At 71.3% G+C, this 23,449-nt stretch carries 22 protein-coding genes; 16 read left to right on the forward strand and 6 right to left on the reverse strand.

All coding sequences use genetic code 11. The annotated features are described in order from the left end of the window. Positions 1 to 121: 121 nt before the first annotated feature. Positions 122 to 838: a DUF3558 domain-containing protein gene (locus tag DQ392_RS29505; RefSeq protein WP_114018775.1), complete on the reverse strand. Its 717-nt coding sequence runs from the start codon at positions 836 to 838 to the stop codon at positions 122 to 124. Between the two features lie 206 nt (positions 839 to 1,044). Next, positions 1,045 to 2,067: a hypothetical protein gene (locus DQ392_RS29510; RefSeq protein ID WP_114018776.1), complete on the reverse strand. Its 1,023-nt coding sequence runs from the start codon at positions 2,065 to 2,067 to the stop codon at positions 1,045 to 1,047. Positions 2,068 to 2,562: 495 nt separating this feature from the next. Between DQ392_RS29510 and DQ392_RS29515 the strand changes: the two genes are divergently transcribed. Then, a complete protein-coding gene (locus DQ392_RS29515; protein WP_114018777.1) occupies positions 2,563 to 4,383 on the forward strand; it encodes a BCCT family transporter in 1,821 nt (606 codons plus the stop codon). 304 nt (positions 4,384 to 4,687) lie between these two features. On the opposite strand, the gene DQ392_RS29520 is transcribed toward DQ392_RS29515, so the two are convergent. Further along, positions 4,688 to 5,278, reverse strand: coding sequence for a hypothetical protein (locus tag DQ392_RS29520; RefSeq protein ID WP_242753161.1), 591 nt, complete (start codon positions 5,276 to 5,278; stop codon positions 4,688 to 4,690). A 317-nt stretch (positions 5,279 to 5,595) separates the two neighbouring features. Between DQ392_RS29520 and hemL the strand changes: the two genes are divergently transcribed. The 7 genes from hemL (at position 5,596) to DQ392_RS29555 (ending at position 12,798) form a co-directional block, all read left to right on the forward strand. After that, on the forward strand, positions 5,596 to 6,924 hold the full coding sequence (hemL, locus tag DQ392_RS29525; RefSeq protein ID WP_114018885.1) for a glutamate-1-semialdehyde 2,1-aminomutase: 1,329 nt from the start codon (positions 5,596 to 5,598) through the stop codon (positions 6,922 to 6,924). A gap of 101 nt (positions 6,925 to 7,025) precedes the next feature. After that, complete coding sequence (locus tag DQ392_RS29530) at positions 7,026 to 7,685, forward strand: histidine phosphatase family protein (protein ID WP_245982135.1); 660 nt, start codon at positions 7,026 to 7,028, stop codon at positions 7,683 to 7,685. Positions 7,686 to 7,853: 168 nt separating this feature from the next. After that, positions 7,854 to 8,456, forward strand: coding sequence for a TlpA family protein disulfide reductase (locus DQ392_RS29535; RefSeq protein ID WP_114018779.1), 603 nt, complete (start codon positions 7,854 to 7,856; stop codon positions 8,454 to 8,456). 7 nt (positions 8,457 to 8,463) lie between these two features. Further along, positions 8,464 to 9,258 (forward strand): cytochrome c biogenesis CcdA family protein, encoded by a 795-nt coding sequence (locus DQ392_RS29540; RefSeq protein WP_114018780.1) that lies wholly within the window; start codon positions 8,464 to 8,466, stop codon positions 9,256 to 9,258. Positions 9,259 to 9,261: 3 nt separating this feature from the next. Further along, positions 9,262 to 11,064 (forward strand): cytochrome c biogenesis protein ResB, encoded by a 1,803-nt coding sequence (gene resB / locus DQ392_RS29545; protein WP_114018781.1) that lies wholly within the window; start codon positions 9,262 to 9,264, stop codon positions 11,062 to 11,064. Then, positions 11,061 to 12,188, forward strand: a complete 1,128-nt coding sequence (gene ccsB / locus DQ392_RS29550; RefSeq protein ID WP_114018782.1) for a c-type cytochrome biogenesis protein CcsB — start codon at positions 11,061 to 11,063, stop codon at positions 12,186 to 12,188. The genes resB and ccsB overlap by 4 nt, the downstream gene beginning before the upstream one ends. Before the next feature lie 61 nt (positions 12,189 to 12,249). Continuing rightward, positions 12,250 to 12,798, forward strand: coding sequence for an SRPBCC family protein (locus DQ392_RS29555; protein ID WP_114018783.1), 549 nt, complete (start codon positions 12,250 to 12,252; stop codon positions 12,796 to 12,798). Positions 12,799 to 12,884: 86 nt separating this feature from the next. On the opposite strand, the gene DQ392_RS29560 is transcribed toward DQ392_RS29555, so the two are convergent. Next, the gene (locus DQ392_RS29560) at positions 12,885 to 13,277 is read right to left on the reverse strand and encodes a PLD nuclease N-terminal domain-containing protein (RefSeq protein WP_245982136.1); all 393 of its coding nucleotides are present in this window, start codon (positions 13,275 to 13,277) and stop codon (positions 12,885 to 12,887) included. Positions 13,278 to 13,421: 144 nt separating this feature from the next. On the opposite strand from DQ392_RS29560, the gene DQ392_RS29565 reads away from it, so the two are divergent. Together DQ392_RS29565 and mqnP are read left to right on the forward strand one after the other, a co-directional pair. After that, positions 13,422 to 14,873 (forward strand): menaquinone biosynthesis decarboxylase, encoded by a 1,452-nt coding sequence (locus tag DQ392_RS29565; protein ID WP_114018784.1) that lies wholly within the window; start codon positions 13,422 to 13,424, stop codon positions 14,871 to 14,873. Continuing rightward, positions 14,870 to 15,790 (forward strand): menaquinone biosynthesis prenyltransferase MqnP, encoded by a 921-nt coding sequence (gene mqnP / locus DQ392_RS29570; RefSeq protein WP_114018785.1) that lies wholly within the window; start codon positions 14,870 to 14,872, stop codon positions 15,788 to 15,790. The genes DQ392_RS29565 and mqnP overlap by 4 nt, the downstream gene beginning before the upstream one ends. 130 nt (positions 15,791 to 15,920) lie before the next feature. On the opposite strand, the gene DQ392_RS29580 is transcribed toward mqnP, so the two are convergent. Both DQ392_RS29580 and DQ392_RS29585 read right to left on the reverse strand, forming a co-directional pair. Then, a complete protein-coding gene (locus tag DQ392_RS29580) occupies positions 15,921 to 16,523 on the reverse strand; it encodes a rhomboid family intramembrane serine protease (protein ID WP_114018786.1) in 603 nt (200 codons plus the stop codon). 236 nt (positions 16,524 to 16,759) lie between these two features. Beyond that, entirely contained in the window at positions 16,760 to 17,902 is a 1,143-nt protein-coding gene (locus DQ392_RS29585; protein WP_114018787.1) for a hypothetical protein, read from the reverse strand. A 110-nt stretch (positions 17,903 to 18,012) separates the two neighbouring features. Here DQ392_RS29585 and DQ392_RS29590 point away from each other — a divergent pair, with 110 nt between their 5' ends. The 6 genes from DQ392_RS29590 to DQ392_RS29615 all read left to right on the forward strand — a co-directional run bounded on the left by DQ392_RS29590 (position 18,013) and on the right by DQ392_RS29615 (position 23,359). Then, the gene (locus tag DQ392_RS29590) at positions 18,013 to 18,699 is read left to right on the forward strand and encodes a UbiX family flavin prenyltransferase (RefSeq protein WP_114018788.1); all 687 of its coding nucleotides are present in this window, start codon (positions 18,013 to 18,015) and stop codon (positions 18,697 to 18,699) included. Between the two features lie 40 nt (positions 18,700 to 18,739). Next, complete coding sequence (locus DQ392_RS29595; RefSeq protein WP_114018789.1) at positions 18,740 to 19,192, forward strand: Lrp/AsnC family transcriptional regulator; 453 nt, start codon at positions 18,740 to 18,742, stop codon at positions 19,190 to 19,192. 162 nt (positions 19,193 to 19,354) lie between these two features. Further along, entirely contained in the window at positions 19,355 to 20,419 is a 1,065-nt protein-coding gene (locus DQ392_RS29600; protein ID WP_220182671.1) for a hypothetical protein, read from the forward strand. Positions 20,420 to 20,469: 50 nt separating this feature from the next. Then, positions 20,470 to 21,165 (forward strand): UdgX family uracil-DNA binding protein, encoded by a 696-nt coding sequence (locus DQ392_RS29605; RefSeq protein WP_114018790.1) that lies wholly within the window; start codon positions 20,470 to 20,472, stop codon positions 21,163 to 21,165. Positions 21,166 to 21,299: 134 nt separating this feature from the next. Next, positions 21,300 to 21,617 (forward strand): DUF4229 domain-containing protein, encoded by a 318-nt coding sequence (locus DQ392_RS29610; protein ID WP_114018791.1) that lies wholly within the window; start codon positions 21,300 to 21,302, stop codon positions 21,615 to 21,617. 392 nt (positions 21,618 to 22,009) lie between these two features. Then, a complete protein-coding gene (locus DQ392_RS29615; RefSeq protein WP_114018792.1) occupies positions 22,010 to 23,359 on the forward strand; it encodes a dicarboxylate/amino acid:cation symporter in 1,350 nt (449 codons plus the stop codon). Positions 23,360 to 23,449 lie beyond the last annotated feature (90 nt).

Here is a 23,449-nt window from a genome sequence, read left to right on the forward strand (position 1 = left end):
CTGGAACCCGCCCTCGGAAACTGGCGCGCCCACCTTGGCACACTCCGGGGCCCCGGCATGCGCGGAGCCCGGCCTCCGTGCGGAAGGGCCGGGCTCCGGGGCGCGGTGGGCGACCTGGCGGTCACGTGATCTGCTTGACCGCTTCCTTGGCCGCCTTCTCGGCCTTCTTCTTCACCTCGTCGGCGTCCGGCTTCTTGGCGTCCTCGAAGCCCGCGCCCTCGTAGTCGACGGTGACCACCACGTTCTCGACGCGGGTGACCAAGCGCTCGGCCCGGTACTCGGAGGTCTTGCCCTTGGTGTCTTCCTTCTTGGTCTCGTAGGCGACGGCCGAGGCTTCGTCGCCTACGCCGGAGACCTTGAACTCCTTGAGGTCGCGGTTGCTCTTGTTGGCGGTCTTCTCGTCGACCTGCTGCTTGGCGTGGTCCGCGGCGCGCTTGTCGCCCGCGCCGATGGCCGGGTCGGAGTCGAAGCGCTTGAAGGAGAGAGTCAGCTGACGGTAGTCGTACTTGTCGAGCCCGCTCCACAGGCAGCTGTTGGAGGCGTCGGTGTCACCGGAGCCGACCTTCTTGCCCGACTTGTCGTCGGTGCCGGGCACGAGGTCCTTGACGGCGTCCTTGCCGAGGCTCTTGCACGAGTCGGGCAGCTTCTTGAACTTGGCGGGCTTCACGGTCGGCGACTTGCTCGCCGAGGCCGAGGGGGAGTCCGACTCTTTGCCCTGGTCGGAGTCCGAGGAGCAGCCGGCGACCAGCAGGACGGGGAGCGCCACTGCCGCACAGGCGAGCGTGTTCCTGACGGTTTTGCTCCGTCGAGGGGCGTTGCGCGGGGCGTTTCGGTGCATGGTTCCTTCGCTTCCGGGGTCTTCACCAGTTGTGCCGAGCCGGGGGGTGGCAGCGGTGCTGTCGGAACGGTACGCAACCTGTGGGCTCATGTGGGCGTTTCGCGGCACCTTCCGGGGCGTGGGACTGCCCACAGGGTGGGGTCGGCCACAGCGGAGTGCGGGAAAAAGGGGCGAAAGCCCCCATACGGTCGGCCTGGTCGGTTCGGTCAGTCTCCGAACTGCTCCGCGAGGTGGCCGGCGAGCTTGCGCGCCTTCTCCTGGAGTTCCTCGCTGTCCGGGATGCGGTGTTTGTCGGTCACCCACTGGTCGTACTCGACGGTGGCGATCACGTTCGCGGTGCGGAAGACGAGGGTGACGTCCCGGTGGATGCCGGAGTCCGCGGTGTGCAACGCGTCGTCGATGTAGGCGGCGTCCGCCAGGTCGTCCAGGGAGCGGGGTGCCAGGTCCTCGTCCGGGGTGGGGGTCTCGGACCCGGGAGAGGCCGACTCCCCGTCCCCGCCACCCTTGCCCCCCTTGTCGCCCGTGCCGCCGTCCGAGTCGGCGGAGCCGCCCGTGCCGCCCTTGCCGTGCTCGTCGGCTCCGTCGCTCTCGTGGCCCCTGCCGGACTCCTCGGTCGGCGAGGCGTGGCCCTCGGGTGTCTTGCCGCCGCTCTCGCCCGGCTCGCCCGACGCGTCGGGGTCCTTGTCGGAGTCGGAGCCTGCGCCCGAGTCGGAATCCGTGCTCTCGTCGCCCGGCGCGAGGGGAATGTGCGCCTTGCGGGCCTTCTTGGCGTACAGCTGCGCCGCCTGTTCGTCGTCGCTGACGGACGGGTCGTAGGAGACCACCCGCTCGAAGTCGATGTTCAGGTGGCGGGTGCTGAGAGTGGTGGCGTTCTTCCAGCGGCAGCCGACCCTGCGGTCGGTGTCGTAGGTGGCGCTCGGCTCGCCCTCGTAGGGGTCGGCGCTCGGGCTGGGGGCCGCCGTGCCGTCGTCCTCGGCCGCCGCGGCACCGGGCAGCAGGTCGCGCAGGGTGCCCGTGCCGACGGCGTCGCACGGTTCGGGCAGGGTGCTGTACTTGCCGGGCTCGGCCGCGCTCGGGGAGGCCGTAGAGCCTCCCGGCTTGCCGTCCTTGCCGTCCCCCGAGTCGGAGGAGCCCGTGCAGGCGGTGAGGGCGCCGGCGAGTACGAGGGCGAGTGCTGCCTTGGTCGCGTACGGCGCGCGCACGGCGTCCCTCTTTGCCCTCCGCGGCACGGCTGGCCTCCTCGCTGGGTCGTCGTCGGGGGCGTCGCCGTCCGCGCACGCCCGTGAGGCGTTCCGCCGAGGGGGCGACGGCACCATGTCTACCGCACCCGCTGCTCGGGCGTCCGGTCGCCTGGCGCCTATGGTGCGCAAAGTCAGTCTTTTCCCTTTCGCCGCTCTTCTGGCCTTGTGGGAGGCCCCGCGGTGCGGCCGCGCCATGTTCCGGATTGGCAACGACCCCTCCGTCGACGCCTCCACGGGGGTTCCGGGCGGTGGCAGGGGCCCTAGGCTTACCGGGTTCCACTGGTCACGCAGCGTGGTGGCGGTTGCCGAGGTGCGGTCCAACGCACCTGCTGCTGTGGGCGGTTGAGCGGAAAATCAGGCTTTGGAGGGCGCTGATCAGCCGGATTACTTTCATCCGCGTCGGGTAGCGGCCCTGCGAATCCATGTCAGAGACCGCGCGCTAACGAGGACGCGTGTCCTCCGGAGGAAGGGCAATAGTCAAACGTGAAACCTGAGACAGAGGAGGCTCATGCCTCCAGCGGGGGGCTGACCCGGGGCCCCCAGACCGATCGCATCGTGTTCGGTGTCACGGCACTGCTCACGCTCATCTTCGTCGTATGGGGCGCGGTCGCGACGGACTCGCTGGGCGACGTCTCCAAGACGATGCTCGACTGGACGATGCACAACGGTGGCTGGGCCTTCGTGCTCGCCGCGACGGGCTTCGTGATCTTCTCGCTGTGGCTGGCCTTCAGCCGCTACGGCAAGATCACCCTCGGCAAGGAGGGGGAGCAGCCGGAGTTCAAGACCGTCTCGTGGATCGCGATGATGTTCAGCGCCGGCATGGGCATCGGGCTGATGTTCTACGGCGTGAGCGAGCCGCTGAGCCACTTCAACGACGCCCCGCCCGGCACCGACCCGGCCAACGACGCGGACCGCATGCAGACGTCGCTGGCCACCACGCTCTTCCACTGGACGCTCCACCCGTGGGCGATCTACGCGGTCGTCGGCCTCGCCATCGCCTACAGCTGCTTCCGCCGTGGCAGGCGGCAGACGATCAGCGCGGTCTTCACCCCGCTGATCGGTGAGCGGGCCGCCAACGGCGGTGTCGGCAAGGTCATCGACATCCTCGCCATCTTCGCCACGCTGTTCGGCTCCGCCGCGTCGCTGGGTCTGGGCGCGCTCCAGATCGGCAGCGGCATAGAGGAGGCCGGCTGGGCGAGCAAGGTCAGCACCGGCGTGCTGGTCACCATCATCGTCGTGCTGACCGCGGCGTTCGTCTTCTCCGCCGTCTCCGGTGTGGAGAGGGGCGTCCAGTGGCTGTCCAACATCAACATGGTGCTGGCCGGCCTGCTGGTGGTCTTCCTCTTCGTCGTCGGGCCGACGATCCTCATGCTCAACATGGTGCCGACCTCGCTCGGCAGCTACCTCGGCGACCTGCCGCAGCTGATCGGGCGGACGGACTCCTCAAGCGGTAAGGGCGTGGCCGAGTGGCTGTCCGGCTGGACGGTCTTCTACTGGGCCTGGTGGATCTCCTGGACGCCGTTCGTGGGCATGTTCATCGCCCGCATCAGCCGGGGCCGCACCATCCGCCAGTTCGTCGGCGGCGTGATCCTGGTCCCCAGCGTCGTGAGCCTCATCTGGTTCTCCATCTTCGGCGGCACCGCCATGAAGCTCCAGTCCGACGGCACCAACCTGGGCGACACCCAGGAGGCGCAGCTGTTCAACGTGCTGAACGAGTACCCGATCGCCAGCGTCACCGGCTTCATCGTGATGCTCCTGGTCGGCATCTTCTTCGTCTCCGGAGCGGACGCGGCCTCGATCGTGATGGGCACGCTCTCGCAGAAGGGCACGCTGGAGCCCAGCCGCGGCGTCGTCATCATCTGGGGTGTCCTCACCGGCGCCGTCGGCGCGATCATGCTGATGATCGGTGGTGGTGGGGACGAAGCGCTGGAAGGTTTGAAGAACCTCACCATTTTGGTGGCGGTCCCCTTCACGGTCGTGATGATCGGCTTGTGCATCGCCCTCTCCAAGGACCTGCGCAGGGACCCGCTGATCATCCGTACCGAGCGGGGCGAGGAGGCCGTGGGCAGCGCGGTGGTCGCCGGGCACGAGCAGTACGGCGGCGACTTCGAGTTCCAGATCGCGCCGGTCGACCCGGACGCGCCCAAGCTGGACGCGGAGATCCTGGACGAAGAGGTGGCCCAGGCCGTGGCCGACGCCGTGGTGGCCGACGACTCCGGCGAGACCGCCGGTGCGCAGAACGGCAAGGCGTCGGGCGACTCGTCCGCCTCAGGGCGGGTGAGCACCGACAAGGGCAAGGACTGAGCGTCAGATCCCCACCCGACGAGGACGGGCGCCCCGCCACCGCTGACACGGTGGCGGGGCGCCCGTCCTCGCACTCAGGCGTGAGGCCCCGTGCTCTGGCGCGCCGTCAGTTCGCGTGTGTGCCACCGCTTGTACGCCCAGGCGGGCCGGCGACAGCCGCGGCACCTCGTGCGTGGCCTCGCGCGGCGACTTCCGCGGCGCGGCGTCCACGCCCTCACCCGGCGCGCCCTCCTCGGCGCGGTCGGCCCGCGCGGTTGGCGGTGCGGTGCGGTTGGCGGGGCGTCGGCGGGAGTTGGTGGAGGGTTTACGGCCACACCAGGCAGTAGGCCTGGTGGCCCGCCTCGTGGAGGCGGTCGGAGAAGTCCTGCCAGCGGTGCAGGAGCTGGTAGACGTTGAAGGCGTCCTGCGGCCCTGCCCGGTCGGGGACCGTGGACCAGATGAACGCCGCCGCGCCCACCGTCTCGTCCCCGACGCCGCGCAGCGGGTCGACGACCGTCATGGGGAGCTTCACCACGGCGTAGTCCGGGTGCAGGACGACGAGTTCGAGCGGCGGGACCCGGTGCAGCGGTATGCCCTCGATCCCCGTCAGCACCATCGCCGCCATCGTCTCGGGCTTGATCTTGGTGAACATGCCCTGGCCCAACTCGTCCCCGCCCAGCTCCTCGGGGCGCATCGAGATGGGGACGCGCGCGGCCGTGGCACCGTCCGGTGCCCCGAAGTACTTGTAGGTCACCCCCACTCGGCCGCCACCCCTGCTGCTCCTGATCTTCGCCGTGCTGCCGATTCCCGCGAGCCCGGCGCCCTGACCGAGGCCGCCGCCCCGCACGAGTCCGCTGCCGCTCGTGGTCCCGTCCTCCGCCACCGGGCCGTTCGGCCCGGCGCCGCCGTGCTGCATGCCCTCGTGTGCCGTGCCGCCGCTCGGCCCGGCGCCGCTGTCCGGCCTGCCGCTGTGTGTTCTCCCCGCTGTGGTCCCGCTCTCGGTCTCGGCCGCAGTGCGCCTGTGGCGCCCCTGCGCACGCTCCGGGCCAGTCTCCGAGGGGCCGGGCCCCTCTCCCAGTCCGCCACCGCGATGCATGTCACCACCCGACTGCTCATCCGGGCCGCACTGCCGTCCCCGTGCGGCCCGATCATCGTGTCAGAGACCTCCCCGTCCCACGGAGCGTGAAACGCCCCGAAGGCCCCGCACACGGGCCTGATGACACCATGGCTTTCGTGACTTACTCGTACAGTGCACCAGTATCGCAGTCGCTCTTCGACCGCGCCGCCGCCGTGACACCAGGAGGCGTGAACTCGCCGGTCCGCGCCTTCCGCGGGGTGGGCGGAACGCCCCGGTTCATGGTGTCGGGCTCCGGCCCCTACCTCACGGACGCGGACGGGAGGGAGTACGTCGACCTCGTCTGCTCCTGGGGCCCGACGATCCTCGGCCACGCGCACCCCGAGGTCACCGCGGCCGTGCGGCAGGCCGTGGAGCGCGGCACGTCCTTCGGCACCCCCGTCGAGGACGAGGTGGCGCTCGCCGAGGAGATCGTGCACCGGATCGACCCCGTCGAGCAGGTACGTCTCGTCTCCTCCGGCACCGAGGCGACCATGTCGGCGATCCGGCTGGCGCGCGGGTTCACCGGCCGCCCCAAGGTCGTCAAGTTCGCCGGGTGCTACCACGGGCACGTCGACGCGCTGCTCGCCTCGGCCGGGTCCGGCGTCGCCACGCTGGGCCTGCCGGACACGCCGGGGGTCACCGGAGCGCAGGCCGGCGACACGATCGTGCTGCCGTACAACGACCTGGACGCGGTCCGCGAGGCGTTCGCCGCGCACCCCCGCGAGATCGCCTGCGTGATCACCGAGGCCGCGCCGGGCAACATGGGCATCGTCCCGCCGCGCGACGGCTTCAACCAGGGGCTCAAGGACCTGTGCGCCGCCGACGGCGCGCTCTTCATCTCCGACGAGGTCATGACCGGCTTTCGCGCGAGCCCGCGCGGCTGGTTCGGCATCGACGGTGTCGTCCCCGACCTGGTGACCTTCGGGAAGGTGATGGGCGGCGGCTTCCCGACCGCCGCGTTCGGCGGCCGCAAGGACGTCATGGACCACCTCGCTCCGGCAGGCCCCGTCTACCAGGCCGGCACCCTGTCGGGGAACCCGGTCGCCACCGCCGCGGGCCTGGCCCAGCTGCGGCTGCTGGCCGCCAACGACTTCGCCGCGCACGCCGTGGTCGACTCCGCGGCGCGCCAGGTGCGCGAGCTGGCCACCGAGGCGCTGACCAGCGCGGGCGTGGCGCACACGGTGCAGACGGCGGGCACCATGTTCTCCGTCTTCTTCGGCGACTTCGGCGACGCCGGGGTCCGCACGTACGACGACGCCAGGAAGCAGGAGTCGTTCCGCTTCACCGCGTTCTTCCACTCGATGCTCTCCCAGGGCGTCTACCTGCCGCCGTCCGGCTTCGAGATCTGGTTCGTCTCCGCCGCGCACGACGAGCGCGCCATCGAGCGGATCGCCGCCGCGCTGCCGGCCGCCGCCCGCGCCGCCGCCGAGGCGGTGCCGGCATGAGCCAGGGCGAGGACGTGAGCCGGAACACCGGCAGCCAGGCGCTCGACGGCGGCGAGACCGGCGCCCGCACGGACGACAAGACCGTCACCGTCGTGCACGTGATGCGGCACGGCGAGGTCCACAACCCCGACGGCGTCCTGTACGGACGCAAACCCGGCTACCACCTCTCCGACCTCGGCCGCCGCATGGCCGACCGCGTCGCCGAGCACCTGGAAGGCCGCGACCTCACCCACGTCGTCGCCTCCCCGCTGGAGCGCGCCCAGGAGACCGCGGCCCCCGTCGCCAAGGCGCACGGACTCGACGTGGCCACCGACGCACGGCTGATCGAGGCCGGCAACGTCTTCGAGGGCAAGACCTTTGGCGTCGGCGACGGCGCGCTGCGCAGGCCGGCGAACTGGCGCCACCTGCGCAACCCCTTCCGCCCCTCCTGGGGCGAGCCGTACCTCGAACAGGTCGTGCGGATGCGCGCCGCGATCGAGACCGCGAAGGACGCGGCGCGCGGCCACGAGGCGGTGTGCGTCAGTCACCAGCTGCCGATCTGGATCCTCCGCAGCTTCGTCGAGCACCGCAGGCTGTGGCACGATCCGCGCCGCCGCCAGTGCACGCTCGCCTCGCTGACGAGCTTCACCTTCCTCGGCGACCGCATCGTCTCCGTCGGCTACACCGAACCGGCCCGCGACCTGGTGCCGGAGCACCTGCGCGGCGGGGCGAAGCGGGGCCGCGGCCCCAAGGGCGCACAGGGGCGGGGTGCGGGAGCCTAGAGGCCCGTGGGCCGCACCCGCGCGCCGGCCGTGTCCCGCACCCCGCCGTGGGCGCCCCTCGGGTGCGGCCCGTTGGGAGCGCCGCGCACAACCGGTGCAAAGCGTCAGGGCGACGGGGCAACAGGGGGGTGCGGAAGATCGCTCATACGCGCATGCGAAACTTTTCACATGAGCCAGACCCGCGCCTCCCGCCGCCGCACCACCCTGCTGGCCGCCGGGGTCGCCGCCGGCGCGCTGCTGCTGTCCGCGTGCAGCGGCGAGCAGCCCGGCTCGTCCTCCGGCGACACGAAGTTCGTGAAGGGCACGGGTGAGATCACCAAGGTGCCCGAGGGCAAGCGCACCGAGGCGCCGGAGCTGGCGGGCACCTCGGTGGACGGAAAGAAGCTGAAGCTCTCCGACTACGAGGGCAAGGTCGTCGTGCTCAACGTGTGGGGCTCGTGGTGCAGCCCCTGCCGCGCGGAGGCCCCCAACCTGACCAAGGTCGCCCACGACACCGAGGACCAGGACGTCCAGTTCCTCGGCATCAACACCCGCGACCTGGACAAGGCCAACGCGCAGGCGTTCGAGCGCAGCTACGACGTCGACTATCCGAGCTTCTACGACCCCAGTGGCAAGCTCATCCTCAAGTTCCCCAGCAACACCCTCTCGCCGCAGGCCATCCCCTCCACCCTCATCCTCGACCGGGACGGCAAGGTCGCGGTGCGGGCGCTGAAGTCGCTGAGCGAGAAGGAGCTGCGCTCGGCGCTCGACCCTCTGATCGACGCGAAGTGACCGCCCCATGACCTCCCTCGCGGCCGGTCCCGTGGCCTCTCTGGCGGCCTCGGGCGTGAACGACACCGTCCTCAGCGGCGCCCTGCTGCTCGCGCTGCCGATCGCGCTGCTGGGCGGGCTGGTCTCCTTCTTCTCGCCGTGCGTGCTGCCGCTGGTGCCCGGCTACCTCTCCTACGTCACGGGGGTCAGCGGCACCGACCTGGCCGAGGCGCGGCGCGGCCGGATGTTCCTGGGCGCCGGCCTTTTCGTGCTGGGCTTCACCGCCGTCTTCGTCTCGGGCGGCGCCCTGTTCGGCGGCTTCGGCGCCACCCTCCAAGAGCACCGGGACGTCATCTCCAAGGTGCTGGGCGCTTTGACGATCCTGCTGGGGCTCGCCTTCATGGGCGTGCTGGGGCCGCTGGCGCGCCTCACCCAGCGGGAGGTGCGCATCCACAAGCGGCCCGCGATAGGGCTGGCGGGCGCCCCCATGCTGGGGGTGCTCTTCGGTATCGGCTGGACGCCCTGCATCGGGCCGACCCTCGCCGCGGTCCTCACGCTCTCCTCGGACCAGGGGAGCGCGGGTCGCGGTGCGCTGCTGACGGTGGCCTACTGTCTGGGGCTGGGCGTTCCTTTCGTCCTCGCCGCCCTCGCCTTCCGCCGCGCGCTGGGCGCCTTCGGCTGGGTGAAGCGGCACTACGCGTGGGTCATGCGGCTCGGCGGCGGGATGCTCGTCGCCGTCGGTGTCCTGCTCGTCACAGGCATCTGGGACCGGATCGTCTACGAGATCACGGTCTGGTCGTCCGACTTCACTGTGGGGATCTGATCCATGAGCACGACCGATACCGGCAAGGACGTCGGTACCGAGGCAGGGACCGAGGGCGCGGGCACCGCGGGTGAGTCCGAGGCGGCCAGGGAGCGGGAGGCGGCCGCGCAGCTGTCGACGGCGCCCAGCGAGGAGAAGCTGAACGTTCCCTCGCTCGGCCCGCTGGGCTGGGCGCGGTGGTTCTGGCGGCAGCTGACGTCGATGCGGGTGGCGCTGATCCTGCTCTTCCTGCTGTCGCTGGGCGCGATCCCCGGCTCCGTGATCCCGCAGACCCCGGTGGACGCGCTCAAGGTCGAGAAGTTCCGCGAGGACCACACCACGCTGGCGCCGCTCTACGACAAGCTCCAGCTGTTCGACGTCTACACCTCGGTGTGGTTCTCGGCGATCTACATCCTGCTGTTCATCTCGCTGATCGGCTGCATCGTCCCCCGCACCTGGCAGTTCCTCGGCCAGCTGCGGTCGCGCCCGCCGCGCGCGCCGCGCCGGCTCGACCGGATGCCGGTCTACACCACCTGGCGCACCGAGGCCGCGCCCGATCAGGTGCTGGGCGCCGCGCGGTCGCTGCTCAGGCGCAGGCGGTTCCGCACCCATCAGGAGCAGGACGACGGCGGGTCGTCGCAGGACGCCGTCGCCTCGGAGAAGGGCTATCTGCGGGAGGCGGGCAACCTGGCCTTCCACATCGCGCTGATCGTCCTGCTGCTGGCGTTCGCCTCCGGGCAGCTGTTCAAGTCCGAGGGCCGCAAGCTGGTCGTCCAGGGCGACAGCTTCTCCAACGTGCTGACCCAGTACGACGACTTCCAGTCGGGCTCGCTGTTCACCTCCGGCATGCTCGACCCCTTCTCCTTCCGGCTGAAGGACTTCCACGCCACCTACGAGACCAGCGGCCCCAACAAGGGCACCGCGCGCGACTACCGCGCCGACATCTCCTACACCAAGGGCGGGCAGGCCGAGGGGACCGAGGGCACGATCAAGGTGAACCACCCGCTCCAGGTCGGTTCCTCCAAGGTCTACCTGATCGCGAACGGCTACGCGCCCGTCGTCTCCGTCAAGGACGGCAAGGGCGACCTCGCCTACCGCGGCCCCGTGCCCTTCCTCCAGCAGGACAACAACCAGACCTCCAGCGGCGTCGTCAAGGTCCCCGACTACGTGGACGCCAAGGGCCGCAAGGACCAGCTCGGCTTCCAGGGCTTCTTCGTCCCGGACTTCCGGCCCGACAGCGGCACCATGTTCTCCCAGTCGCCCCTGCTGGAGAACCCGGCGATGTTCCTGACCGCCTACCACGGCAACCTCGGCGTCGACGGCGGTCCCGCGCAGAACGTCTACCAGCTCGACACCGACAACATGGAGAAGTTCACGGAGAAGGACGGCAGCCCCTTCGCCAAGAAGCTCACCCCCGGCGACACCATGACCCTGCCCAACGGCGCGGGTTCCCTCGAGTTCGAGGGCGTCAAGGAGTGGGCGAACTTCCAGGTCTCCCACCAGGTGGGCAACGGCTGGGCCCTCGGCGGTGCGCTGGCGGCCATCGCGGGGCTCGCCGGTTCGCTGTTCATCCAGCGCCGCCGCGTGTGGGTGCGGGCGTACGCGGGTGGCGACGGCGCCACCGTCGTCGAGATGGCCGCACTGGGCCGCAGCGAGTCCGCACGGCTGCCCGACGAACTCGCCTCCCTGGCCACCGATATGCAAGGCGCGGCACCCGTCGCGTCCGAGACGAGAGCCGACGCCGCCGACGAGGCCGCCACCGATGAGGCGGACGCGTCCAAGACACCGGCCGATCCTGCCCAAGCCCCCGAAGGAGCAGGCAAGTGAACCTCCTGGCAGCCGAGCCCAACGAGCAGCTCGCTCAGATCAGCAACTATCTGGTCTATTCGGCGATGGCCGTCTACGTGCTGGCCTTCTGCGCGTACATCGCCGAGTGGACGTTCGGCTCGCGCAGCAAGGTGGCCCGCACCGCCGCCGCGCTGACCAAGAAGCCCGACGCGGACGACGCCGTGCCCGCGCAGACCGGCGGCGTCACTGTACGGGCCAAGGCGGCCGAGGGCGGTACGGCCGTGCTGGAGAAGCCTGCTCCGCCGAAGACACCGAAGATCGTCACCCGCTCCGGAAACGGCCGGCGCGGCGACCTGCCCGACGGCCCCGGCGCCGCGGCGGGCGACCAGCAGGGCGACATGTACGGGCGCATCGCCGTCTCGATGACGGTGCTCGCCTTCCTGCTGCACTGCGCCGGAGTGCTGACCCGCTCCCTGTCGGTGCAGCGCGCCCCCTGGGGCAACATGTACGAGTTCTCGACGGCTTTGTCGATGGTCGCCGTCGCCGGGTATCTGGGCTTTCTGATCGCCAAGAAGAACGTCCGCTGGATCGGACTGCCGCTGGTCACCACCGTGCTGCTGGACCTCGGCCTGGCCGTCACCGTCCTGTACACCGACAGCGACCAGCTGGTGCCCGCGCTGCACTCCTACTGGCTGTGGATCCACGTCTCGCTGGCCATCATCTGCGGTGCGCTGCTCTACCTCGGCGCCGTCGGCTCGCTGCTCTACCTGTTCCGGGACTCCTACGAGACGAAGCTGCTGGGCGGCGGCAAGCCGGGAGCCGTGGGCACCTCGATCCTGGAGCGGCTGCCCTCGGCGGCCTCCCTCGACAAGTTCGCCTACCGGATCAACGCCACCGTCTTCCCGTTCTGGACCTTCACCATCGTCGCGGGCGCCATCTGGGCGGGCGACGCCTGGGGCCGCTACTGGGGCTGGGACCCGAAGGAGGTCTGGTCGTTCATCACCTGGGTCGCCTACGCTTGCTACCTGCACGCACGCGCCACGGCGGGCTGGAAGGGACGCAAAGCCGCATACCTCGCGCTCCTCGCGTTCGCCTGCTTCCTGTTCAACTACTACGGCGTGAACATCTTCTTCAACGGCAAGCACTCCTACGCGGGCGTCTGAGCGCCCGCCCCCTCGCACAGCACACGGACCAGGGCGCGGGACGAAGGAGAGGGTTGGAGCCATGAGCACCGACAGCGAGCAGGCGGCACCCGGCGGGGTCCCCTACGGAAGCGCACGCAGCAGCGCCGACGGCGCCGCCCACACGGTCGGCTTCGAGCTGTCCTTTCCGCACCCGCCCGAGAGCGTCTGGGCCGCGGTGGCCACCCCCGCGGGGCTGCGGGGGTGGCTGGCCGCCGCCGACCCCTTCGAGCCCGGGCCCGGCGGAGCGGTGACGCTGCGCTGGCTGCACGGGGGAGCGGACGCCGCCGACCGCCTCACCGCGCCGGGACGGATCACGGCGTGGTCGCGGCGGCGGCTCGCCGAGTACACGGTCGACGCGCGCGGATCCTTCGGCTTCACCCTGCGCGGTGCGCCCGACGAGGAGGGCACCCGGGTCCGCTTCCGCAACGACTTCACCGGCGACCCGGGCCGGCTGCTGGACGTCCTCGCCGGCTGGCACCAGCACTTCGAGCTGCTGAGCGAGGAGCTGCGGGGGCGCCCCGCGGACTGGACCGCCTGGACGCCGAGCCGCTTCACCGCGCTGCGCGCGGAGTACGCCGACCGGCTGTGAGCCCCAAGCTCCCTCTCCTGCGGGAAGAAGGTGGGCTTCCTCCCGGGAAGGAAGGCGGGGCGGGGAGGCGTCGTCGGGAGGGTGGGTCAGGAGTCGTCCTGGTTGCGGTCCTGGCGGTTGTTGCGCAGCTCTTCGTCCGGGTGCCGCGGCTCGGGCGCGGAATCGCCGCCCCGGCCGGCCTCGTCCTCATCCTCGGGCGGCCGGCCGCCCTCCAGTGACTTGAGGAACTCCGGGTTGTCGTCGGGGGCGACCCAGCGGCGTTCGTCGGCACGTACCGCGCCGTAGGGGGTGTTGCGGCGGGGGCGGCCCACCAGGAACCAGGCGATGGGACCCAGCAGCACCTGCCCGAACAGCAGGATGAGGATGACCCACACCACCTTGGGCAGCTTGCGCACCTCGTTCTCGGGGGTGTTCAGACAGTCGATGAACGCGTAGATCCACAGGGCCAGGATCACGAGGACGGGCAGGAGCCTGATGATCACGCGGAACGCCCCCTGGGTGCGAGATGCCGCCGGACGGATGCGGTGCAGGGCCCGGCGTCCGGGTCCCACGGTGCCAGCGTAATGGGCCGCGCCCAGGCCCCGGCGCTCAGGGCGCGGGCCGCGAGGGAGATACTGGGGGGTATGGCATACGACGATCTCCGCTCGCTCCTGCGGGCGCTGGAGCGTGACCGCGACCTCGTCCGGGTCAAGGCCGAGGTCGACCCCCACCTGGAGGTCGGGGAGCTCGTCGACCGGGTGAACAAGGCGGGCGGCCCCGCGCTGCTGTTCGAGAACGTCAAGGGCTCGGACATGCCGCTGGCCATGAACGTCTACGGCACGGACCGCCGGCTGCTCAAGGCGCTCGGCCTGTCCTCCTACGACGAGATCAGCGACAAGATCGGCGGCCTGCTCAAGCCCGAGCTGCCGCAGGGCTTCGTCGGCTTCCGTGAGGCATTCGGGAAGCTCGGTGCCATGACGCACGTGCCGCCGAAGAAGGTGAAGGAGGCGCCTGTCCAGGAAGTCGTCCGCCGGGGCGACGAGGTGGACCTGGACCGGCTGCCCGCGCTGTTCACCTGGCCCGGCGACGGCGGCTCCTTCTTCAACCTGGGCCTCACCCACACCAAGGACCCCGAAAGCGGCGTGCGCAACCTGGGCCTCTACCGGCTCCAGCGGCACGACAAGCGCACCATCGGGATGCACTGGCAGATCCACAAGGACAGCCGCAACCACTACCAGGTCGCCGCGCGGCGCGGCGAGAAACTGCCCGTCGCCATCGCCTTCGGCTGCCCGCCCGCCGTCACCTACGCCTCCACCGCGCCGCTGCCCGCCGACATCGACGAGTACCTGCTGGCCGGCTTCCTCCAGGGCAAGCGCGTCGAGATGGTCGACTGCAAGACCGTCCCGCTCCAGGTCCCCGCGGACGCCGAGGTCGTGCTGGAGGGCTGGCTGGATCCCGGCGAGATGCTGCCCGAGGGCCCCTTCGGGGACCACACCGGCTTCTACACCCCGCAGGAGCTCTTCCCCGCGCTGCGGATCGACTGCGTGACGACGCGGAAGCGGCCGCTGCTCCAGTCGATCGTGGTCGGCCGGCCCCCGACCGAGGACGGGCCGCTGGGCCGGGCCACCGAGCGGTTCTTCCTGCCGCTGCTGAAGATCGTCGTGCCCGACATCGTCGACTACCACCTGCCCGAGGCGGGCGGCTTCCACAACTGCGCGATCGTGGCCATCGACAAGAAGTACCCCAAGCACGCCCAGAAGGTGATGCACGCCATCTGGGGCGCCCACATGATGTCGCTGACCAAGCTCATCGTCATCGTCGACGCCGACTGCGACGTGCGGAACCTGCACGAGGTCGCCTGGCGGGCCCTGGGCAACGTCGACTACGCGCGCGACCTCACCGTGGCCGAGGGCCCCGTCGACCACCTGGACCACGCCTCCTACCAGCAGTTCTGGGGCGGCAAGGCAGGCATCGACGCCACCCGCAAAACCCCCGAGGAGGGCTACACGCGCGACGGCGGCTGGCCGGAGATGATCGAGTCCGACGCGAAGGTGGCCGACCTGGTGACGCGCCGCTGGAAGGAGTACGGCCTGTGAGCAGCACCGCCGAGGGCATCGTCGGCCCCGGGCCCGGCGCCGGCGTCGGACGCGTCCGCGCCTTCCTCCGCCTGGTGGTCATCGAGCACTCCGTCTTCGCGCTGCCCTTCGCCTACATCGCCGCGCTCACCGCCATGTACCGCGACAGCCGCAGCGTCCACTGGTGGCAGCTGCTGCTGGTGACGGTCGCCATGGTGGGGATGCGGACCTTCGCGATGGCCGCGAACCGGATCATCGACCGCGAGATCGACGCCCGCAACCCGCGCACCGCGGGCCGCGAACTGGTCACCGGCGCGGTCTCCGTGCGCACGGCGTGGACCGGCGCCGCCGTCGCCCTCGTCGTCTTCCTCGGCACCTGCGCCCTGCTCAACCCGCTCTGCCTGGCCCTGGCACCCCTCGCGGCGCTGCCGATGGTCGTCTACCCGTACGGGAAGCGCTTCACCCACTTCCCGCACGCCATCCTCGGACTCGCCCAGGCCATCGGCCCCCTCGGCGCGTGGCTCGCCGTCACCGGCTCGTGGTCCTGGCACGGCGCCGTCCTCGGCCTGGCCGTCGGCATCTGGATCGGCGGCTTCGATCTGATCTACGCCTGCCAGGACGTCGAGGCCGACCGGGCGGGCGGCGTGAAGTCCCTCCCGGCCCGCTTCGGCACCGCGGCCGCCATCCACACCACGCGCGCCGCCCACCTGGTCACCGTGGCCCTGCTGGTCACCTTCGGCCTGCTGACGGACGCGGGTGCCTTCTACTGGCTGGGCCTCGTCATCGTCACCGCCGCCTTCGTCTACGAGCACACGATCGTCCGCCCGCACGACCTGACCCGCCTGAACCGCGCCTTCTTCCAGGTCAACAGCTTCATCGGCATCGCCCTGTTCGTGTGCGCCCTGCTGGATCTCGCGGTGCGCGGGCTGAGTGTGTGAGCAGCCTCTCCCTCTGCCATCGAGAGCTAGGGAAGGGAGAGCGCCGTGACCGTTTCGGAGACCGACCGCCTGCACTCACAGCTCAGCCGTCTGGAGAACCAGTTCCCTGGCTACCCTCACACCGGGTGGCTCAGTGCCAGGCCGGTTTGCCCTCGCCCGCCGGGCGGGGCTCGGCCGTCAGGCGGGCGGCGACGATGCCGCCTATGAGGCCGAAGAGGTGGCCCTGCCAGGAGATGCCGGTGTCGGTGGGCAGGACGCCCCACAGGATGGAGCCGTAGAAGACGGCGACGACGCTGCCGAGGGCGACATCGGTGATCCTGCGGTCCACGAAGCCGCGGGCCAGCAGATAGCCGAACAGCCCGAAGATCAGCCCCGAGGCGCCCGCGGTGTTGCTTCCGTCCGGGGCGATCAGCCAGACGCCGAGGCCGCTGACCACGATGATCGTCGCGGCGACGGCCAGGAATCTGCCCACCCCGCGCAGGGCCGCGAGGAAGCCGAGGATCAGCAGCGGCAGCGTGTTCGCGATCAGGTGCTCGAAGCCGAAGTGCATGAAGGCGCTCGGGACGACGTCCACCAGCTCGTCCACGCGGCGGGGCTCGACGCCGAAGGTGTCCAGCGCGTTGTCCGTGGCCTGGTCGACGGCCTCCAGCAGCCACAGCAGCGCCACCCAGCCGACGATCAGCTTTCCCGCAGCCATCGCCCTGGTGCCCGAGCCCCCCGAGCCGTTCGCCATGCTCGCCTCCCTCGCGAGGAGCGGTCCCCGCCGTCCCCGATGCCCCCAGGACCGACACGGGTCCCGTCGTCCGTACAACGCCGGGCGGGGGCTGTCCGGTTCCCCCGCTTCTCCGGCGGTGGTTCTCCGGCTCCTCCGGCCGGTGGTGCTCCCGCGCCGGCGGTGGTTCCGCCGCTTCCCCGGCGGCCCGGGGCGGCTTCATGAGCCGCCTTCCGGCGCCGCTCTCCAGGATGGCCCTACAGCCCGCCGGTGCCCAGAGCGCCGTACGCCACGGCCGCCAGCAGGTCCTGCGGCTCCAGCTCGCGGACGCCGTCCGGGGCCTCCACCGAGACGGCGTGGCCCCCGCCGAAGTCCAGCCGCAGCGGCAGGTGCACCTTCTTGGCGTCCTTCCCTTCGAGGAACTGCTCCAGGTCGACGGTGAGGCCGGTGAGCTGGCCGCGCCTGATCTGGAGGTCCGCGCTGACCTTCTTGTCCGGGACCTCGGCCGGGTCCAGCCGCGCCCCCAGGGCCTCCAGCGCCCGCGAGAGGTCCGGCGCGGCCTCGCGCGCCGGCATGGAGACCGTCACGTGCTCGGCGCCGCCCCACTCGCCCGCCTTGTGGAACTCGGCGTGCTCGCCGAGCGTCTTCTCCAGGCCCTCCAGGAACTCCCGCTCGGACTCGCCGTTGAGCGCGCGGCCCGCCGCGGTCGCCCGGCTCAGGCGCTTGCTCGTCTCGTCGCTCTGTTCGGAGACCGCGGGGCCGTGCTGTCCGAACTTGCCCTTCTTCTCGTCCTCGGCGATCTCCTGGGCCGCGCGCGCGAAGTCGTCGAACGCCTCGGGGTCGATCTCCACCCACTTGCCCCTGAGCGCGTCCCTGGCCGAGCCGAGTGTCGTCGGCAGGTCCTTGGCGAGCGAGACGATCCGGCGGGCGCGCTGCTTGTCCGCGGCGGTTCCGCCCGTCTGCGCCACCAGCGAGCGCAGGTTGACCCGCATGTACAGCTTCTCCTCCACCGACTTGGCGGCCAGCACGTCCTTGCCGCCGAAGTTGATCGCCGCCGCGAAGCGGAGCCGCTCGGAGCGGCTCAGTTCCTTCAGCGGGGTCTCCTCCCGGTCGGAGCCCACCGCGAAGGTGAGTTCACCCCGGGTGAGGAGCTTCGCGGTGTGCCGGGTCGCGGCCGTGTCGGAGGCGCCTGCCGCGCGCAGGAACTTCTCGGCCTCGCTCGTGCTTCCGTCCACGGACATCAGCACGGAGGCCGTCGGCTGTTCGCCGAGCTTCTCGAAGGCGTGTTTCACCTTCAGACCCGTGGTCAGCCGCTCCGCCACCGAGCATCCGGTGAGGGCGGCGACGAGCGTCGTCGCGCACGTGGCTGCGACCGTCAGGCGGAGCGGGGTGACACGCATGGCCTCGAGGGTACGCGGGCGCCCCCGTGCCCGCCCCGAGCCTGTCCGGTTTCCCGGCCAGGGGGCGGACCCGCCGGGCGGAGCGGGAGGGCACAAGTAGGGTCGGGCCCGTGAGTGACACAGGACGGGTGCCGTGGATCGTGGGCGTCTCAGGGGCCTCGGGAACGCCGTACGCGGCCGCGGTCATCCGCGGTCTGCTGAGCGCCGGTGAGGACGTCGACCTGGTCGTGAGCCGCGCCTCCCGCCTCACGATCCTCGACGAGACGGGCCATCCGTTCCGCGACGCGCACGCGGAGGCGGACCTGCGCGGCTGGCTGGCCCGCGGCGCGGACGGCAGCCCGGACGCGTTCAAGGCGGAGCCGGGCGCCGACCCCGCCCGGGTGCGCCACTGGCCGCCGGGCGACCTGGCGGCGGGGCCGTCGTCCGGGTCGTATCCGGTCAAGGGCATGGTGATCGTCCCGGCGAGCACGGCGTGCGTGGCCGGTGTGGCGCTCGGACTCTCGAAGGACCTGCTCCAGCGCGCGGCGAGTGTGACGCTCAAGGAGCGCCGTCCGCTCGTCGTCGCCGTCCGGGAGACCCCGCTCAGCGGGCAGACGCTGCGGCACCTGGTGACGCTGGACGAGGCGGGCGCCGTCGTGCTGCCCGCCTCGCCCGCCTTCTACGCGGGCGCCCGGCACATCCAGGACCTGGTGGACTTCGTGGCGGGGCGGGCGCTGGACGCGGCGGGTGTGCCGCACCAGTTGTACCGGCGCTGGGAGGGGGAGCTTGGTCGGGGCGGTGTCGGGCCCATGCCTTAGATTCGTGGTTCGGACTTCTACAACGGGAGGCAGCGGCACCATGGACGCGGTGGACAGGCAGCTCATCCAGGCGCTGCGGGAGAACGGGAGGGCCTCCTACGCGGAACTGGGGCGGCTGGTGGGGCTGTCGGGGCCGAGCGTCACCGACCGGATCAACCGGCTGGAGGCGGCCGGGGTGATCACCGGCTACCGCGCCACTGTCGACGCCCCTTCGCTGGGGCTCGGGGTGACGGCCCTCATCGGCATCCAGCTGACCGACGCGACGGACCACGAGGACGTGGCGGGGCGGCTGCGGTCCCTGCACGAGATCGAGGACTGCTGGTTCATCGCAGGCGACGACTCGTACATGCTCAAGGTGCGGGCGGGGGATGTGGACGGGCTGGAGCGCACCATCCGCCGGCTGTCGGGCACCGAGGGCGTCTCCCGCACGCGCACCACGATCGTGCTGTCCACCAAGTGGGAGAACCGGGTGGGCGAGCTGCCCGAGGAGTGAGGCCCCGGCGGCCTGGCGTAGTGTCGTCGGGACGCGCGGAGGCACCGGAAGGCCCCCGGGGCCCCGTCGGGGGCCGCACGGGAGGCCCGGTCGCGGGCCGTATGGAACGCGGCAGGTCGACACCGCGAGAAGCACCAACGAGGCAGGCAGGTGGCGCGAGGAATGGACGGGGAGCTGCGGCGGCGGCCGGCGGACGCGGAGAACGCCGAAAACGCTGAGAACGCTGAGAACGCTGAGAACAAGGTCCGCTCCGGTGAGCGGCTGGGGCACGAGGACGGGGTCGCGCTCTTCGCGTCCGACGACCTGGCCTGGCTCGGCGGTCTGGCGCACGAGGCGCGGGCGTTGAAGAACGGCGACGTGGCCTACTTCGCCGAGCAGCGCCGCCTCGAACTCTCCGACGACGTGGACGACATGGTCGAGGCCGCCACCCGCCTGGCAGCCGACGGCGCCACCGAACTGCACCTGGGCGCGGCCGAGGACGCGGCCTGGGAGCAGTGGGTGCGGGCGCTGCGGGCGCTGCGCGCCGCCCTGCCCGAGTCGGTCGCGCTGCGCGCGTTCACAGCCGCCGACGTGAGCCGTTTCGCCGCCGCCTCGCAGGTGAGCGAGAGCGAGGTGCTGGACGAGCTGCTGGCGGCCGCGCCGGCTTCCCTGGGCGAGGGCTTCGAGGGGCCCGGCACGGAGGCCGAGGACGTGGCGCGGGAGGCGGAGGGCGCGGGCTGGACGGACTGGGCCCGGGTGCACCGGCTGGCGCACCACAAGGGCCTGACCACCGTCTGCACGCTCCGTTTCGGGTACGGCGAGGAGGTCGCCGAGCGCGTCGACCACCTGCTGCGGCTGCGTGCGCTCCAGGACGAGACCGGTGGCTTCCGTGCTCTGGTCCCGCTGCGCCACGAGGGGCCGCAGGGCGCGACCGGCGCCGAGGTCCTGGCGACGTTCGCCGTGTGCAGGCTGCTGCTGGACAACGTGGCGCACGTGGCGGCCCGCTGGGCGGTGCACGGCGCGCAGACGTCCCAGCTGGCGCTCCAGCACGGCGCGGACGAGATGGCGGGCCTGACGGCTGCCGCGGCCTCTCGGGACCCGGACGTCCTCACGCGGGACGAGTTGGTCGAGCTCATCCGCGACACCGGCTTCCGCCCCGTCGAGCGCGACGCCCACCACGGTGTCCTGCGCTCCTTCGACGGGCCGGACCCGGACCGCCGCGAGGCGCCCCAGCCCATGCGGGTGTAAGCCGCCGGCGGCCTGTGAGGGCCGCCGGGGTGCGGGGTACCGCGAGCCGTATGGCGACTGACAAGGGCGCGGGGCGAAGGACCGGTGCGGACAGGCCCGAGGAGGCGTACGACGCGTCGCCGTTCCTGCCGGAGCGGCCGGGGCGGGGCGACGCGGGGTTGCGCAGGCTGCGGGGAGCGGCGGCGGACTGCCGTGGGTGTCCGCTGCACGAGGACGCGACGCGGACGGTCTTCGGCAGTGGCGACGCCCGGGCCCGTGTCCTGCTCGTCGGGGAGCAGCCCGGGGATCAGGAGGACCGCCGGGGCCGGCCTTTCGTTGGCCCTGCCGGCCAGGTGCTGGACCGGGCGTTGGGCGAGGCGGGGATCGATCCGGCGCAGGCGTACGTCACCAACGCGGTCAAGCACTTCAAGTGGGCGCACGAGGAGGGGCGGGGGAAGCGGCGTATCCACAAGCCGCCGACGCTGCGGGAGATGAGGGCGTGCGGCCCGTGGCTGGCCGCCGAGCTGGCGCTGACGGAGCCCGAGGTGCTGGTGGTGCTGGGGGCGACGGCGGGCAAGGCGCTGTTCGGCTCGTCGTTCCGCGTCACCAAGGAGCGCGGCACCTGCACGGAGCGTGTGGTGCGGGGGCGTTCCGAGCGGGTGGTGCCGACGATCCATCCGTCCGCGATCCTGCGCGCCGAGAACCGGGACGAGGTGTACGCGGGTTTCCTCGCCGATCTGCAAGTGGCGGCGCGGGTGCTGGAGTGACCGCGGCGCGCCTGGGTCCGGCCGCTGCCCGGGCCGGGGGCGGCGAAGATCGCCGCGGGGCCTGTGCTTGACTGGGAGGATCCGCGAAACGCCCCAAACGTCCACACGCCCGAGAGCATGGAGGAGAAGACACCGTGAGCAGCAGCAGGTCGCACGCCACGCTCCGTTACACCACCATGCGGCTTGGCATCTTCGTCGGCTGCCTTGTCGTCGTCGGGCTGCTGGCGCAGTTCGGCGTCATCCCCTCGGGTATCGGCAAGTCGAACCCGGTCTGGGTGGTGCTGCTGGCGCTGGTCCTCTCGGCGCCCCTGAGCTATGTGCTGCTGCGCAAGCAGCGGGACGCCATGTCCGAGCAGATCGTGGGCGGTGTGGGCCGGGCCAAGGAGCGGCTGGCGGCCAACCAGTCCCAGGAGGACGGCGCCCAGCCGCGCGGCGAGTCGCGGACCGTGTAGCCGTGTGACTCCCGTAGTCGTGTAACCCTCGTCACACCTTCGTCGACGCCCCGTCGGGAATGCGCTTCTCCCGGCGGGGCGTTGAGCTGTTCCGTACCTGCCACCCAAAGGAATGCTTTGGGTAAGCCAAAGACGGAGTGTTAGCGTGACGGCCATGACGAACGCAGCCCCCACTTCCGACGCGCACCGGGCAAGGCCCGGCCTGGCGCTCGTGGCACGGCTGCACGTCGATCTGTGCCGCTGCATGTCGGCGACCTGTCGCTGACAGCGCGGCCGGACTACCCTCCGGCGCGAATCGACCGCACCGTCCTGCGATCCCTGCTCGCGACGCCCCTTCCAGCCCAAGAGCGCGCCTTTTTGGGCGCGCTCCATGACGCCCCCGGAGTAGGTCCGTGTCCTCGTCACCGTCCGATACCGCCACGCCCGCGAAGGGCTTCCGCATACCCAAGGTCCCCTTCTGGGCGCAGATCCTGGCCGGCCTCGTCCTCGGCGTGGTCCTCGGCTGGGTCGCCAACAACTGGGACGTCGCCTGGCTGGGCACCGCACTCACCAAGATCGGTGAGATCTTCGTCCAGCTGCTGAAGCTGGCCGTCGCCCCGCTGGTCTTCTTCGCGATCACCATCTCGATCACCAACCTGCGCAACGTGCACAACGCGGCCCGGCTCGCCACCCGCACCCTGCTGTGGTTCATGGCGACCTCGCTGATCGCCGTGGCGCTCGGGCTGCTCATCGGCCTGGTCACCAACCCGGGATCCGGCACGGGGCTGTCCGCCAAGGACGCCGCCGAGCCGGACACCCAGGGCTCCTGGCTGGACTTCCTCACGGGGATCATCCCCAAGGACGTCATCACGCCGTTCACCGAACTCCAGGTGCTCCAGATCGTCTTCATGGCGGTCGTCGTCGGTATCGCCGCGCTCAAGCTGGGGGAGAAGGCCGAACCGATCCTCAAGCTGGGCGAGTCCGTCCTGGCGCTGCTCCAAAAGGCGCTGTGGTGGATCATCCGGCTGGCTCCCGTGGGCACCATCGGCCTGATCGGCACCGCCATCAAGGACTACGGCTGGGACCTGATCGGCAGCTACGCCACCTTCACCGCCGACATCTATGTCGGCTGCGCGCTGGTCCTCTTCGGCGTCTACCCGCTGCTGCTGGGCACGGTCGCCAAGGTCAACCCGCTCCAGTTCTTCAAGGGCGCCTGGCCCGCGATCCAGCTGGCGTTCGTCTCCCGCTCCTCGGTCGGCACGATGCCGCTGACGCAGAAGGTCACCGAGCGGCTCGGGGTGCCCAAGGAGTACGCGTCGTTCGCGGTGCCGTTCGGCTCGACGACGAAGATGGACGGCTGCGCCTCCATCTACCCGGCGATCGCGGCCATCTTCGTGGGCGAGTTCTTCCACGTGGACATGGGGCTCAAGGAGTACCTGCTGATCGTCTTCGTCTCGGTCATCGGCTCGGCCGCCACGGCGGGGCTCACGGGCGCGACGGTGATGCTCACCCTGACGCTGTCGACTCTGGGTCTGCCGCTGGAGGGCGTGGGCCTGCTGCTGGCCATCGACCCGATCCTGGACATGATGCGCACGGCGACGAACGTCGCCGGGCAGGTCGTCATCCCGGTCCTGGTCTCCGCCAAGGAGAAGATCCTGGACCGCGAGATGTTCGCCCACGCCCGCAGCTTCAGCATCGAGGACGCCGACGCCCCGTCCGTGCCCCGCCCGGCCGTCAAGCAGGAGCCCGTCACCACCGGCTGACCTGCCCGCCCGCTGTGTCCGCGCGCCCCCGGCCCCCGGCCGGGGGCGCGTACGCTTGCGGGGGACCGGAGTTGACGCGGTACGGGGCAG

The organism is Streptomyces reniochalinae, from assembly GCF_003323735.1.
GTDB lineage: Bacteria > Actinomycetota > Actinomycetes > Streptomycetales > Streptomycetaceae > Streptomyces > Streptomyces reniochalinae.